Source organism: Pseudomonas sp. C 49-2, from assembly GCF_003970195.1.
In the GTDB taxonomy this organism is placed as follows: domain Bacteria; phylum Pseudomonadota; class Gammaproteobacteria; order Pseudomonadales; family Pseudomonadaceae; genus Aquipseudomonas; species Aquipseudomonas canadensis.
In genome coordinates this window covers 1-13,134 of record NZ_RXYG01000015.1, presented here as the reverse complement: position 1 = coordinate 13,134, position 13,134 = coordinate 1, and the positions used below count along the sequence as shown (strand labels likewise).

General features: G+C 62.3%; 13 protein-coding genes. 9 read left to right on the top strand and 4 right to left on the bottom strand.

The features are described 5' to 3' along the window. Positions 1-28: 28 nt before the first annotated feature. Both EJ576_RS24530 and EJ576_RS24525 read right to left on the bottom strand, forming a co-directional pair. Positions 29-694 carry a response regulator transcription factor gene (locus tag EJ576_RS24530; protein WP_033899773.1) on the bottom strand — a complete coding sequence of 222 codons (666 nt, stop codon included), beginning with the start codon at positions 692-694 and terminating at the stop codon, positions 29-31. A 27-nt stretch (positions 695-721) separates the two neighbouring features. Then, positions 722-1,261, bottom strand: coding sequence for a PQQ-dependent catabolism-associated CXXCW motif protein (locus tag EJ576_RS24525; protein WP_122729259.1), 540 nt, complete (start codon positions 1,259-1,261; stop codon positions 722-724). 153 nt (positions 1,262-1,414) lie between these two features. On the opposite strand from EJ576_RS24525, the gene EJ576_RS24520 reads away from it, so the two are divergent. After that, a complete protein-coding gene (locus EJ576_RS24520; RefSeq protein WP_122684002.1) occupies positions 1,415-2,041 on the top strand; it encodes a response regulator transcription factor in 627 nt (208 codons plus the stop codon). Here EJ576_RS24520 and EJ576_RS24515 read toward each other — a convergent pair. Together EJ576_RS24515 and exaA are read right to left on the bottom strand one after the other, a co-directional pair. Next, positions 2,038-2,685, bottom strand: coding sequence for a pentapeptide repeat-containing protein (locus EJ576_RS24515; protein WP_126571343.1), 648 nt, complete (start codon positions 2,683-2,685; stop codon positions 2,038-2,040). The two genes, EJ576_RS24520 and EJ576_RS24515, sit on opposite strands and share 4 nt — an antisense overlap. Before the next feature lie 98 nt (positions 2,686-2,783). Continuing rightward, on the bottom strand, positions 2,784-4,682 hold the full coding sequence (gene exaA / locus EJ576_RS24510) for a quinoprotein ethanol dehydrogenase (RefSeq protein WP_126571342.1): 1,899 nt from the start codon (positions 4,680-4,682) through the stop codon (positions 2,784-2,786). A gap of 254 nt (positions 4,683-4,936) precedes the next feature. Between exaA and pedF the strand changes: the two genes are divergently transcribed. The 8 genes from pedF to EJ576_RS24470 all read left to right on the top strand — a co-directional run bounded on the left by pedF (position 4,937) and on the right by EJ576_RS24470 (position 12,979). Further along, positions 4,937-5,398, top strand: coding sequence for a cytochrome c-550 PedF (pedF, locus tag EJ576_RS24505; protein WP_028616968.1), 462 nt, complete (start codon positions 4,937-4,939; stop codon positions 5,396-5,398). Between the two features lie 3 nt (positions 5,399-5,401). Continuing rightward, positions 5,402-6,145: a quinoprotein dehydrogenase-associated SoxYZ-like carrier gene (locus tag EJ576_RS24500; protein WP_068937217.1), complete on the top strand. Its 744-nt coding sequence runs from the start codon at positions 5,402-5,404 to the stop codon at positions 6,143-6,145. Beyond that, positions 6,142-7,080 carry a quinoprotein relay system zinc metallohydrolase 1 gene (locus EJ576_RS24495; protein ID WP_126571341.1) on the top strand — a complete coding sequence of 313 codons (939 nt, stop codon included), beginning with the start codon at positions 6,142-6,144 and terminating at the stop codon, positions 7,078-7,080. The genes EJ576_RS24500 and EJ576_RS24495 overlap by 4 nt, the downstream gene beginning before the upstream one ends. 14 nt (positions 7,081-7,094) lie before the next feature. Beyond that, entirely contained in the window at positions 7,095-8,615 is a 1,521-nt protein-coding gene (locus tag EJ576_RS24490) for an aldehyde dehydrogenase family protein (RefSeq protein ID WP_122729248.1), read from the top strand. A gap of 142 nt (positions 8,616-8,757) precedes the next feature. Continuing rightward, positions 8,758-8,829 carry a pyrroloquinoline quinone precursor peptide PqqA gene (gene pqqA / locus EJ576_RS24485; RefSeq protein WP_010209364.1) on the top strand — a complete coding sequence of 24 codons (72 nt, stop codon included), beginning with the start codon at positions 8,758-8,760 and terminating at the stop codon, positions 8,827-8,829. Between the two features lie 104 nt (positions 8,830-8,933). Beyond that, entirely contained in the window at positions 8,934-10,097 is a 1,164-nt protein-coding gene (gene ercA / locus EJ576_RS24480) for an alcohol dehydrogenase-like regulatory protein ErcA (protein WP_028616964.1), read from the top strand. Further along, complete coding sequence (locus EJ576_RS24475) at positions 10,081-11,451, top strand: hybrid sensor histidine kinase/response regulator (protein ID WP_122729246.1); 1,371 nt, start codon at positions 10,081-10,083, stop codon at positions 11,449-11,451. Before ercA ends, EJ576_RS24475 begins: the two co-directional genes overlap by 17 nt. A gap of 64 nt (positions 11,452-11,515) precedes the next feature. After that, on the top strand, positions 11,516-12,979 hold the full coding sequence (locus EJ576_RS24470) for a DASS family sodium-coupled anion symporter (protein WP_028616962.1): 1,464 nt from the start codon (positions 11,516-11,518) through the stop codon (positions 12,977-12,979). The last annotated feature ends 155 nt before the right edge of the window (positions 12,980-13,134 follow it).

Sequence of the window (13,134 nt, the reverse complement as noted above, 5' to 3'; positions counted from 1 at the left end):
CATCATCCAATGGAGATCAAATGTGGGTTCAGCGCCGAAGGTAGGAACCGAAATCAATATCCCCGGCACTGAGTATCGCCTGCACCCGATTATGCACATTCAACTTGCGCAAAATTGCCGAAACATGGGCCTTCACCGTGGTCTCGGCAATCTCCAGGGTATAGGCGATCTGCTTGTTCGACTCGCCTTTGGTCATGCGTTCCAGCACCAGCAACTGTTTGCGCGTGAGGGCCTGCAGCAGCTCCGGGGCAAACCCCGGGCTGTCGTGCATGCGCCGTTGCCCGGGGTTTTTCTGGGTGCGGATGATGTCGGGCGGCAAGTACACGTTGCCGTTGAGAATCTGCTGGATTGCCTCGGTCATTTGCAGGCGCGGTGATGACTTGGTAATGAAACCCACGGCGCCGTAGGTGATGGCTTGCAGCACGATTTGCTTGTCCTGCTCGGCCGAGACGATCACCACCGGGATGGTCGGTGACTCGTTGCGCAGGTTGATCAACCCGTTGAGGCCGTGCATGCCGGGCATGTTCAAGTCCAGCAGGATCAGGTCGAGGTCGTCGTGTTCCTGGGTCAGGGCGAGGGCGCTGTCCAGGTCGGCGGTTTCCATCACGTCGCTGCCTGGGAAACCGTCGCTGATGACGTTATGAATCGCCTCGCGAAACAGCGGGTGATCGTCGGCAATCAGAATTTTGTACATGGCCGTTCACCTTCTTGTTGTGGTTTTTTATTCAAAGGGTTCGGGTGTCGCAGCCATCACTGGCAGTTTTGCCGCTTCCCATGCGTCCAAGCCATCGCGATACCAATACACAGAGGTATAGCCCAGGCTGGCGGCTCGTTTTACCGCGTTCCAACTCAGCCAGCAATCGGAGCGGCAGTAGAACACCAGCGGGCGTGCCAGCTGGCCGTCGGTGAACTTGTACAGATGCCGCACGAAGTAGCCCTGCCATTCCGGCGTGAGGTCGCCGTCGCCGGTATTGGCCAGCCAGTGGCTGCCGGGCAGGTTGGCGTGGGGCTGGTCTTCGATGAAGCGACCTTGCAGCCATTGGCGGCGGTACACATCGATGAGTACCGGTGCGGGCGTCTGGTTGAGCAGGGTTTGCAGCGCTGGGGTGTCGACGATGGTTGCGCCGGGCAGATGATCGGGCGTAGGGCTTCGGTACAGGCTGGTGCGGTAGCCCTCGGCGGAAAACAATGGGGTGTCGGCCTGTACGTGGCTGATGAACAGGCACAACAGTGCCGCAAGGGGCAGTCGAGCGGGCAGCATGGCGGGTCAATCCTTATCGTTATGCGCCCATTACACGCGAGTCCCGCTGCCTTGGGAATGCGACGATAGACAGGAAAACCAGTACCAAAGTAGTAGGTCGCCGCAGGCCATTGGGTTCTAGCATGCACAGCACGCACTGCCATTGGAGGCGCTATGAACATCCTGTTGGTCGACGATCACGCCGTGGTCCGCCTGGGCTATGCCGGCCTGTTGCGCAGCGGCCTGCCGGGTATGGAGGTGCGTGAAGCGGCCAGTGGCGAAGAGGCCCTGGCGCGGGTGCATGAGGCGGTGCCTAACCTGGTGATCATCGGCTTTGGCCTGCCAGGTATCAGTGGCCTGGAAACCACCCGGCGCCTGCGTCAGCGCCTGCCGCAATTGCGCGTGCTGTTTTTCAGCCAGCATGCCGAGCTGCCCCTGGTGCGCCAGGCTTTGGACGCGGGCGCTTCGGGATATCTCACCAAGAGCGCTTCGCCTGCGGTGATGCTTGAAGCGGTTGAGCGCATCCTTGACGGCCACACCTATATCGAACAGGACCTGGCCACCCAGCTGGCGTACCACCCCACCGATCGCCGCCTCCAAAGCATGACCCAACGCGAGTTGGAGATTTTCCTGATGCTCGCCAAGGGCACCCCGGCTCGTTCGATTGCGGCCCAGCTGAGTATCAGCAGCAAGACCGTGTCCAACCACCTGACCTTGCTCAAGAGCAAGTTGCAGGTGAGTTCCCATGCCGAACTGGTGCACCTGGGCATCGACATGGGCGTGGTGCGGGTGGCGGGTTAACGGTCCCAAGTGGTGGGGCAGTCCTTGCAGCCTTCCATATTCGCGTCCTGAAAGTTCGCATAATGCTGGCGGCTGCCGCTGAGGGTGGCCTTTTCCAGGTTGCTTTCACCAAACTTGGCTTCTTGCAGGTTGGCGTCGCTGAGGTCCGCGCCTTGCAGGTCAGCCTTGCTCAGCCAAGTCATTTCCAGGTCGGCCGCACGCAGGTTGGCCTTGTGCATTTTTGCCCCCGACAGCCGCGCAAATTGCAGGTAGGCGGCGCTCAGGTTGGCGTTTTCAAATTGCGCGCCCTGGGCAAACATCCCCCAGCCTTGCACGGCCATCAGCGTGGCGCCGGTAAAGTCGGCCAGGCGCAGGTTGGCTTGTTGCAGGCTGGCGCGGGTCAGGTTGGCGCCTTGCAACTGGGCTTTTTCCAAGTTGGCCAGGTCGAGGTTGGCGTGGCGCAAGTCGGCATCGCGCAGATCGGCACCGGCCAGGTTCATGCCGCTCAGGTTCTGGTTGCGCAGGTTGGCGCCCTTGAGATTGGCGCCGGGGCATTGGCTGTGCTCGGCAAGAGTGCAACCGTTGATGACCAGGGGAGCGTCGTCACCGTTGTCGGCGTGGGCCAGGGGCAGGCATAGCAGGACTAATAAGGGCAGATATTTCATCGCGAGACCTCTGGGGAGCCTGTGGTGAGCGGGCTTGTTGTGGTGAGCGGGGCAAGCCCGCTCACCACAAAGGGCGGCCCCGGCATACTCAGTGGGGGTTATTTCTGAGCGGTTTTCTGATCCCAACTCGGAATCTTGAACACCCAGAACGACCCACCCTGTGCCACCGGCTTGGTCAGCTCGGCCATGTCGCCGCCCCACAGCGGCACCGCACCGCCGTAGCCGACGGTGACGCCGACGTACTGCTCGCCATCCTGTTCCCAAGTGATCGGCGGCGAGACGATGCCGCTGCCGGTCTGGAACTTCCACAGCTCCTTGCCGGTTTTCGCATCGAAGGCCTTGAAGAAACCATCGCCGGTGCCGGTGAACACCAGGTTGCCCTTGGTCGCCAGCACGCCGGCCCACAAGGGCAGGTGTTCCTGGTGCTCCCACACTACCTTGCCGGTGGTCGGGTTCATCGCCCGCAAGGTGCCGACGTGGTCGTCATACATGCGCTTGATGCGGAAACCCATGCCCAGGTACGCCGAGCCCTTCTTGTAGTTGACCTCTTCGGTCCAGTATTCCTCTTTCCACTGGTTGCCAGGGATATAGAACAGGCCGGTGTCCTGGCTGTAGGCCATGGGGTTCCAGTTCTTGCCACCCAGGAACGGCGGCGAGACTTCCACCGGCTTGCCCTTGGTTTCACCCGGTAACGGCTTGGCCGGACGCTGGCCTTCGTTTTCCACGGGGCGGCCGGTCTTCAGGTCAATGTGGCTGGCCCAGGTGATGTTGTCGACGAACGGGAAGGCGTTCTGCAGCTTGCCGTTGTTGCGGTCCACCACGTAGAAGAAGCCGTTACGGTCGGCATGGCCGGTGGCCTTGACCACTTTGCCGTCCTTGTCCTTGTAGTCGAACAGCACCAGTTCGTTGTTACCGGAGAAGTCCCAGGCATCGTTCGGCGTGTGCTGGTAGAACCACTTCACTTCGCCGGTACTGGGGTCTACACCGACCTGGCCCGAGGTGTAGAGGCTGTCGAAGTCGTGGGGGTTGCCGTCCTTGGAGGTGCGCGCCCAGGTGTTCCACGGGCCGGGGTTGCCGGCACCGACGATGATGGTGTTGGTCTCGGCATCGAAGCTCGCGCTCTGCCAAGGGGCGCCGCCGCCGTGGCTCCAGGCCTCGACCTTGCCGGTTTCGGTGGTCGGGTCATCCGGCCACGACGGCGCCTTCACGTCGCCGGTCGGGGTGCTGTCCTTGCCGTTCAGGCGGCCCATGTGGCCTTCCACGAACGGACGCATCCAGACTTCTTCACCGGTGTCGGGGTCGCGCGCATACAGCTGGCCGACTACGCCGAATTCATCGCCGGAGCTGCCGTGGATCAGCAACACCTTGCCGCTGACCTTGTCTTTGATCAGCACCGGGGCGCCGGTCATGGTGTAGCCGGCGGCGTGATCACCGAATTTTTTGTTCCACACCACTTTGCCGGTGTTCTTGTCGAGGGCGATCAGGCGCGCGTCCAGGGTGCCGAAGTAGATTTTGTCGCCAAAGATCGCCGCGCCGCGGTTGACCACGTCACAGCACGGGCGAATGTTGTCGGGCAGGCGGTGGTTGTAGGTCCACAGGCGTTTGCCGGTCTTCGCATCGAGGGCGAACACGCGGGAATAGGAGCCCGTGACGTAAACCACGCCGTCGCTGACGATGGCCTGGGATTCCTGACCGCGCTGCTTCTCGTCGCCGAACGAGTAGGACCAGGCCGGCGTGAGCTTGAACACGTTCTTGTCGTTGACCTGCGCCAGGGGGCTCCAGCGTTGGGCATTGGTGCCCATGCCATATTGCAGCACGTCCTTGGTGGTCAGGTGATCGTTGGCGATGTCTTCCCAGGTGACATTACGGGTTTGCTTGGCGACGGCAGGTTCGGCGGCTGCAAGGCCTGCAGCACTGAGGGACAGGCTGCCCACCAGCACAAAGGCTTGCACGGCAAGGCTTATAGGTGAGCGGGCGGGTAGCGATCTTATTGTCATGGTTGCAGTTCCCAGTGGAGGTTTTGGCCTGCACAGGTTGCTGCCTGGCTGCGTTGACGAATACGGAAAAAGTCCCGGTGTTGCCGGGACTTTTTCCCGAACCGCCTCTGATTTAGCAGTGCCCCACAAGGCCTGCTACCAACGGATGAGAGCCCGCCCACCAAAGCAGCATACGGGCGCCGCCGGGGGCTTCCTAAGATGGTTGCCATAGCCTCTGCGAAGAGGTTTTGCGTGCAATCCTGAGGGAAAAAACAATGACAACAAAACGCAACGCCTTGATCACCGCCTGCCTGATTGCCGGTGCGCTCAGTGCCGGTTCAGTTTGGGCCCACGGCAACGTGACGCCCACCGCCGTGGAAACCAAAGGCCTTACCCCGATCAAGGAGGCCGGCGTGCCGTTGGACGCCGATGGCTGGGCCGCCACCAACCCGTATCGCACCACCGCCGAACACGACAAGGCCGTCGAAGTGGGTGCCTCGGCGTACAACCAGAACTGCGCGGCGTGCCATGGCCTGGAAGCCAAGTCCGGTGGCATCGCCCCCGACCTGCGCATGCTTGATGCCGGTGACGCCGGGGATGAGTGGTTCGTGGAGCGTGTGCGCCACGGCGCGGTGCGCGATGGCCGGGTGTACATGCCGAAAATGGCGGATTATTTGAGCCAGGAAGCCCTGTGGGCGGTGCGTACCTACCTCGACAGCGTGCACGTCGAGGAGTAAGCCATGCGCCTGCGCGGGTGGTGGGTATTCTGTTTGCCAATGCTGGCCTGGGGCGCGCCTGTCGACCCGGTGCCCTCGGTGATGTGGGCCTACTATCACCAGCGTTTTCTCGACAACGCGCCGTTTGTGTTCGACGAGCGGGTGAAGCTCTTGGCGCCACCGTTCGCTGAGGATGCACGCCAGGTGCCGTTGGAAATCGACGCCCGTGCGTTCAAGGGGGAGGTGGTGAAAATCCTCGCCTGGGCCGAGTTGAATCCGTTGCCGCAGATCGTCGACTTCCAGCCGGTGGAGCGCGTGCTGCCGTGGCTGTCGATCCGGATTCGCATCGAACAGGCCACGCCCTTGCGCGCGGCGGTATTGACCAAGGATGGCATTTGGCATGTCGGCTCGACCCTGATCGATGCCGCCGGCGGTGGTTGCACGGCGCCCAGCGTGGTGCGCACCCAGCCCGGTTGGGAAGACCACCTCGGCGAAGTGCTCGGCGGGCGTTACCCGCGTGCCGCGTTCAGCCGCCTGAAGCTGCAAGTCGCGCATCCGATGGATAACGGCATGGTCAGCGGCATTCCCGAGTTCTTCATCAACCAGGCCGAACTGCACGGTGTGAATAACCAGCTGTTGGCGCGGCTGGAGCTGTTCCCTGCGGTCAGTGAAAACCCCAACCTGGCCTTCGACGTCGAAGGCGCCGGGCCCACACGCCTGACCCTGCGCGACACCAGCGGCAGCCAGTTCGAGGCGGCCATCCCATGACCCAGCGCTGGATTCTGCTGTGGCTGCTCATGCTCAGCCTGCCGGTGCTGGCCGAGCTGGACTACGGCCTCAAGCCGCGTTTGATTGCCGATAACACCTGGGTGCTGGAAGGCAGCACCGACAACTTTGCCAAGGACAACGGTGGCAACATTGTCAACGTTGGCTTCATCGTCACTGAACCTGGCGTCGTAGTGATCGACACCGGGCCGTCCAAACGCTACGGCGAAGCCCTGCGCCAGGCCATCGCCGGTATCACCGACAAACCGGTGATCCAGGTGCTGCTGACTCACCATCACCCCGACCACGCCCTGGGCAACCAAGCCTTCAAGGACGTGCCGATCGGCGCCCTGGCCGGCACCACCGAGCTATTGCATGAGCAGGGCGACAGCATGGCCGAGAACCTGTATCGCATGGTCGGTGATTGGATGCGCGGCACCGAAGTGGTATTGCCCAACCAGACCCTGCAACCCGGCGTGAAAAGCTTCGGCAGCCACGACCTGCAACTGCTGCAGCTGCGCGGCCATACCGGTGCCGACCTGGCGATCTTCGACCAGAAGACCGGCGTGCTGTTTGCCGGTGATCTGGTGTTCTACCAACGTGCGCTCACCACGCCTCATTCACCGGGGCTGCTGATCTGGCTGACGGATATCGCCACCCTGCAAGGTTTGCCCTGGACGCTGATCGTACCCGGCCACGGCCCCATCGCGACCGACGCCAAACCCTTCGAGCAGATGCACGACTACCTCGCCTGGCTCGACCAGTTGCTACGCGACGGTGCGGCCCAGGGCAGTGACATGCCTGAGCTGATCCGTAGCCCGATCCCCGAGCGATTCGCCGCGATCAGCCTCAGTCGCTATGAGCTGATCCGCAGCGTGACCCACCTGTACCCCCACTACGAACGCACCCAGATGCAGCCCATCAACACCCAACAATAAGCAGAGGCCTCACCATGATCTACGCCCAACCTGGCACCCCCGGCGCCATCGTCAGCTTCAAGCCGCGCTACGGCAATTACATCGGCGGTGAGTTTGTCGCGCCGATCAAGGGTGAGTACTTCACCAATACTTCGCCGGTAACTGGCGAAGTGATTGCCGAATTCCCGCGTTCCAGCGCCGCCGATATCGACAAGGCCCTCGATGCCGCCCATGCCGCCGCCGATGCCTGGGGCAAGACCTCGGCCCAGGATCGCGCCCTGGTGTTGCTGAAAATCGCTGACCGCATCGAGCAACACCTCGAAGTGCTGGCGGTGGCCGAAACCTGGGACAACGGCAAGGCGGTGCGCGAAACCCTCAACGCCGACGTGCCTCTGGCCGCTGACCACTTCCGCTACTTCGCCGGATGCATTCGGGCCCAGGAGGGCGGTGCCGCCGAGATCAACGAGCACACCGCGGCCTATCACTTCCATGAGCCCTTGGGCGTGGTCGGGCAGATCATCCCGTGGAACTTCCCGCTGCTGATGGCTGCCTGGAAACTTGCGCCTGCGTTGGCTGCCGGTAATTGCATCGTGCTCAAACCGGCCGAGCAGACGCCGTTGTCGATCATGGTGTTCGCCGAGCTGATCGGTGACCTGCTGCCGCCTGGCGTGCTCAACATCGTACAAGGCTTTGGCCGCGAAGCCGGGGAGGCGCTGGCCACCAGCAAGCGCATCGCCAAGATCGCCTTCACCGGCTCCACTCCGGTGGGCGCGCACATCATGCACGCGGCCGCCGAGAACATCATTCCGTCCACCGTGGAGCTGGGCGGCAAGTCGCCGAATATTTTCTTTGAAGACATCATGCAGGCCGAGCCGCAATTCATCGAAAAAGCCGCCGAAGGCTTGGTCCTGGCGTTCTTCAACCAGGGCGAAGTGTGCACCTGCCCATCACGCGCGCTGGTGCAGGAGTCGATCTACGATGCGTTCATGGCCGAAGTAATGAAAAAGATCGTCAAGATCAAGCGCGGCAACCCGCTCGACACCGAGACCATGGTCGGCGCCCAGGCGTCCGAGCAGCAATTCGACAAGATTCTTTCCTACCTGAAGATTGCCCAGGAAGAGGGCGCAGTGCTGCTGACCGGCGGCGCGGCGGAGCGTCTGGAGGGCGACCTGTCCAGCGGCTATTACATCCAGCCGACCCTGCTCAAGGGCCACAACAAGATGCGCGTGTTCCAGGAGGAAATCTTCGGGCCGGTGGTGGGCGTGACCACCTTCAAGGACGAAGCCGAAGCCTTGGCGATTGCCAATGACAGCGAGTTCGGCCTGGGCGCCGGCCTGTGGACTCGCGACATCAACCGTGCATACCGCATGGGCCGGGCGATCAAGGCCGGGCGCGTATGGACCAACTGTTATCACCTTTACCCGGCGCATGCGGCGTTTGGTGGGTACAAAAAATCCGGTGTCGGTCGTGAAAACCACAAGATGATGCTCGACCATTACCAGCAGACCAAGAACCTGCTGGTGAGCTACGACATCAATCCGCTGGGCTTCTTCTGACCCTGACTTGAAATGCAATCCCCTGTAGGAGCCGCGACTAATGCAGGGTGGCTAGTGCTTCGAAAGTAGCATTCGCTCCCCGCATTCCCCATGCATTAATGACCCCACCGGAACCCTCCGGCACAACAAGAGGACTGCCCCAATGTGGACCAAACCTGCGTTTACCGACCTGCGTATTGGCTTCGAAGTCACCATGTACTTCGCTAGCCGCTGATCGCGGGAGCTGCTGGAAGGATGCCTCTTTGGTCTGATTGCATTCGCGGCCGGATCGGTTAGTGTGGAGCGCATTCTTCCAAAATAATAAAAACAGGCTTTCCAATGAGCCAGACCCTGAGCCAACTGCGTAAATTCGTCTCGCCTGAAATCATCTTTGGTGCCGGCTGCCGGCACAACGTCGGCAACTACGCCAAGACCTTCGGTGCGCGCAAAGTGCTGGTGGTCAGTGATCCTGGCGTGATCGCCGCCGGTTGGGTGGCCGATGTGGAAGCCAGCCTGCAAGCCATCGGCATCGACTATTGCCTGTACAGCGCCGTTTCACCCAACCCCCGCGTCGAAGAAGTCATGACTGGCGCCGAGGTGTACCGCGAAAACCATTGCGACGTGATCGTCGCCATCGGCGGCGGCAGCCCCATGGACTGTGGCAAGGCCATCGGCATCGTGGTGGCCCACGGGCGCAGCATTCTTGAGTTCGAGGGCGTCGACACCATTCGCGTGCCCAGCCCGCCGCTGATCCTGATCCCCACCACCGCCGGCACCTCGGCGGATGTCTCGCAGTTCGTGATCATATCCAACCAGCAGGAACGCATGAAGTTCTCCATCGTCAGCAAGGCGGTGGTGCCGGATGTGTCGTTGATCGACCCGGAAACCACCGCCAGCATGGACCCGTTCCTGTCCGCCTGCACCGGCATCGACGCGCTGGTGCATGCCATCGAGGCGTTCGTCTCCACCGGCCATGGTCCGCTCACCGACCCCCATGCGCTGGAAGCGATGCGCCTGATCAACGGCAACCTGGTGCAGATGATCGCCAACCCCACGGACATTGCCCTGCGCGAGAAAATCATGCTCGGCAGCATGCAGGCCGGGCTGGCGTTCTCCAACGCGATTCTCGGCGCGGTGCACGCCATGTCTCACAGCCTGGGCGGCTTTCTCGATCTGCCCCACGGCCTGTGTAACGCGGTGCTGGTCGAACATGTGGTGGCGTTCAACTACAGCTCGGCGCCGGAGCGCTTCAAGGTGATTGCCGAGACCTTTGGCATCGACTGTCGCGGCCTAAATCACCGGCAGATCTGCGGACGGCTGGTGGAGCACCTGATCGCGCTGAAACATGCCATTGGCTTCCACGAAACCCTTGGCCTGCATGGGGTGCGCGTGGCGGATATTCCGTTCCTGTCCCAGCATGCGATGGGCGACCCGTGCATCCTCACCAACCCGAGGGAGTCGAGCCAGCGTGATGTCGAGGTCGTCTATGGCGAAGCTCTCTGACGACCAGCAGCGTGCGCTCGCGGGGCTGTTGGGGCTGAGCGACCAGTCGGCGCGCAAGAGCCATTACCCGGAACTCACCGCGCGGCTGGATGAGTTGGAGGCCGAGCGCAAGCGCTATATCCGTCTCAACGACGAGCTGGAACAACGCGTCGCTGCGCGCACCGACGAGTTGCTGGAGGCCAACCACAACCTGCAGCAACAGATTGCCCAACGCGAACAAATCGAACAGGACCTGCGCGACGCCCGCGACGCCGCCCAGGCCGCCAATCGCAGCAAGGACAAGTACCTGGCCGCCGCCAGCCATGACCTGCTGCAACCGCTGAATGCCGCGCGGCTGTTGATCGCCACCCTGCGCGAGCGCCAGTTGCCCAGCGTCGAGCAGGTGCTGGTTGAACGTACGCACCAGGCGCTGGAAGGCGCCGAGGATTTGCTCACCGATTTACTGGATATCTCGCGGCTCGACCAGGCGGCGGTCAAGCCGGATGTGGCGCTGTATCGGCTCGATGAACTGTTCGCGCCGCTGGTCTCGGAGTTTCAATCAGTGGCCCAGGCGGCGGGGCTAAACCTGCGGGTGCACACCGGGCGTTATGCGATCAGCACCGACCTGCGGCTGCTGACGCGGATCCTGCGCAATTTCCTCAGTAATGCCTGCCGCTACACCGACGAAGGCTGCATCCTGTTGGGTGCCCGTAGGCGCGGCCATTGTTTACGCCTGGAAGTGTGGGACACCGGGCGTGGGATTGCGGCGGACCGGTTGCAGTCAATCTTCCTGGAATTCAACCAGCTCGATGTCGGCCGCGCTGCCGACCGCAAGGGCGTGGGGCTGGGGTTGGCGATTGTCGAGCGGATCGCCGAGATCCTCGGGTACCCCATCGCCGTGCGTTCCTGGCCGGGGCGGGGCTCGATGTTCAGCATCGAAGTGCCGTTGAGTGATGAGATGCCGTTGCCGATCAGCCAGTTGCCGGTGCAACCGACCACCGGCAACCCGCTGCCGGGGCGGCGTTTGCTGGTGATCGACAACGAGGTGAGCATCCTCGAAAGCATGCGTGCGCTGCTCGGGCAATGGGGCTGTGAAGTGGTCACCGCCACCGACCAGGCCGGTGCGTTGCTGGCCTTGCAGGGCAGGGCGCCGGAGTTGATTTTGGCGGATTACCACCTGGACCATGGGGTGGTGGGTTGTGCGGTGGTCAAGCAGTTGCGCGAGCATTTTGCCTGCAAGATCCCGGCGGTCATTATCACGGCCGATCGCACAGACCAATGCCGCCGTGCTTTGCGTCGCCTGGAAGCACCGTTGCTGAACAAACCGGTCAAGCCCGGCAAGTTGCGGGCGGTGTTGAGTCAGTTATTGGCCTAGGTCAACACGCCGCAGGTGGTTTTGCCCCATGCTCAAGGCCTGATTCAGAGCCTTGGAGCACCCCATGAGCGCGGCATCCTACAAATTACCCCTGGGCCTGGTGGTCGCCGTGCTGGTGATGGCCGGGGTGCTGCTGTTGCCGCTGCCCGCCGACTTGCCGGTGGCCGGGCATCGCATGCTGGCAATCCTCGCGTTTGCCGTGGTGGTATGGATCACCGAAGCGGTGTCCTATGAAGCCAGCGCGATCATGATCACGTCGCTGATGGCCTTTTTGCTTGGCACGGCGCCGTCGCTGCAAGACCCCACTCATTTGATTGGCACCAGCCCGGCCATCAGTATGGCGCTGACCGGCTTCTCCAACCCGGCGCTGGCGCTGGTGGCGGGCGCATTGTTTATCGCCGCCGCCATGACCCACACCGGCCTGGACCGACGCATCGCCCTGGTCACCCTGAGCCGCGTCGGCACCAGCACCCGGCGCATCCTGCTCGGGGCGATTGCGGTCACCATCCTGCTCAGCCTGGTGGTGCCCAGCGCCACCGCGCGCAGTGCCTGCGTGGTGCCGATCATGATGGGCGTGATCGCCGCGTTCGGCGTGGACAAGCGCTCGAACATCGCCGCCGGCATCATGATCGTGGTGGCCCAGGGCACCAGCATCTGGAACGTTGGCATCCAGACCGCCGCCGCGCAGAACCTGCTGACCGTCGGCTTCATGGACAAGATGCTTGGCCAGCGCGTGTCGTGGATCGACTGGCTGATCGCGGGGGCGCCGTGGGCGTTGATCATGTCGGCGGTGTTGCTGTTCCTGGTGCTCAAATTGCTGCCGCCGGAGACCGACAGCATTCCCGGTGGCAAAGAAGCGGTGGCGCAGTCACTGGTGGACATCGGGCCGATGACCGGGCCGCAGAAGCGCCTGTTGACGGTGTCGGTGATGTTGCTGCTGGCCTGGGCCACGGAAGGGCGTTTGCACAGTTTTGATACCACCTCGACCACGTACGCGGGGTTGGTGTTGCTGTTGCTGCCGGGTATCGGCGTGATGACCTGGAAGGATGTGCAGTCGCGGATTCCGTGGGGCACGGTGATTGTGTTTGGGGTCGGTATCAGCCTGGGGACGGCGCTGTTGACCACCCAGGCTGGGCAGTGGTTGGGGGCTGCGGTGGTGGCTCACACGGGGTTGGATCAGGTTGGGCCGCTGGGGGTGTTTGCGATTCTGGGGGCGTTTTTGATCGTGATTCATTTGGGGTTTGCCAGTGCCACGGCGTTGACCTCGGCACTGCTGCCGATTTTGATTGCGGTGTTGCAGACGTTGCCGGGGGAGTTCAGTCGGCTGGGGATGACGATGCTGTTGGGGTTTGTGATGAGTTATGGGTTTATTCTGCCGATCAATGCGCCGCAGAATATGGTGTGTCTGGGGACGGGGACGTTTACGGCGCGGCAGTTTGCCAAGGTGGGGGTTTTGGTGACGCTTGTCGGTTATTTGTTGATGGTGGTGTTTGCGGTGACTTACTGGAGTTGGCTGGGGTGGGTTTGATGGGGTTGGGTTGGGTTGGGTTGGGTTGGGTGTATATCCGTTATTTGGGTAACGGCTGCTTATGGTTCCGCTCTTACAGCGGCTCACTTTTGAAAAGCGCAAAAGTAAGCAAAACGCTCTTGCCCCAACACTCGGCACCTCGCTTAGGCTCGGTG

Excerpts from the sequence above, each read along its gene's own strand:
- EJ576_RS24495 (WP_126571341.1), top strand. The coding sequence starts at position 6,142 with ATGACCCAGCGCTGGATTCTGCTGTGGCTGCTCATGCTCAGCCTGCCG.
- EJ576_RS24530 (WP_033899773.1), bottom strand. The coding sequence starts at position 694 with ATGTACAAAATTCTGATTGCCGACGATCACCCGCTGTTTCGCGAGGCG.
- exaA (WP_126571342.1), bottom strand. The coding sequence starts at position 4,682 with ATGACAATAAGATCGCTACCCGCCCGCTCACCTATAAGCCTTGCCGTG.
- ercA (WP_028616964.1), top strand. The coding sequence starts at position 8,934 with ATGAGCCAGACCCTGAGCCAACTGCGTAAATTCGTCTCGCCTGAAATC.
- EJ576_RS24490 (WP_122729248.1), top strand. The coding sequence starts at position 7,095 with ATGATCTACGCCCAACCTGGCACCCCCGGCGCCATCGTCAGCTTCAAG.
- EJ576_RS24520 (WP_122684002.1), top strand. The coding sequence starts at position 1,415 with ATGAACATCCTGTTGGTCGACGATCACGCCGTGGTCCGCCTGGGCTAT.
- EJ576_RS24500 (WP_068937217.1), top strand. The coding sequence starts at position 5,402 with ATGCGCCTGCGCGGGTGGTGGGTATTCTGTTTGCCAATGCTGGCCTGG.
- EJ576_RS24515 (WP_126571343.1), bottom strand. The coding sequence starts at position 2,685 with ATGAAATATCTGCCCTTATTAGTCCTGCTATGCCTGCCCCTGGCCCAC.
- pedF (WP_028616968.1), top strand. The coding sequence starts at position 4,937 with ATGACAACAAAACGCAACGCCTTGATCACCGCCTGCCTGATTGCCGGT.
- EJ576_RS24470 (WP_028616962.1), top strand. The coding sequence starts at position 11,516 with ATGAGCGCGGCATCCTACAAATTACCCCTGGGCCTGGTGGTCGCCGTG.
- EJ576_RS24525 (WP_122729259.1), bottom strand. The coding sequence starts at position 1,261 with ATGCTGCCCGCTCGACTGCCCCTTGCGGCACTGTTGTGCCTGTTCATC.
- EJ576_RS24475 (WP_122729246.1), top strand. The coding sequence starts at position 10,081 with ATGGCGAAGCTCTCTGACGACCAGCAGCGTGCGCTCGCGGGGCTGTTG.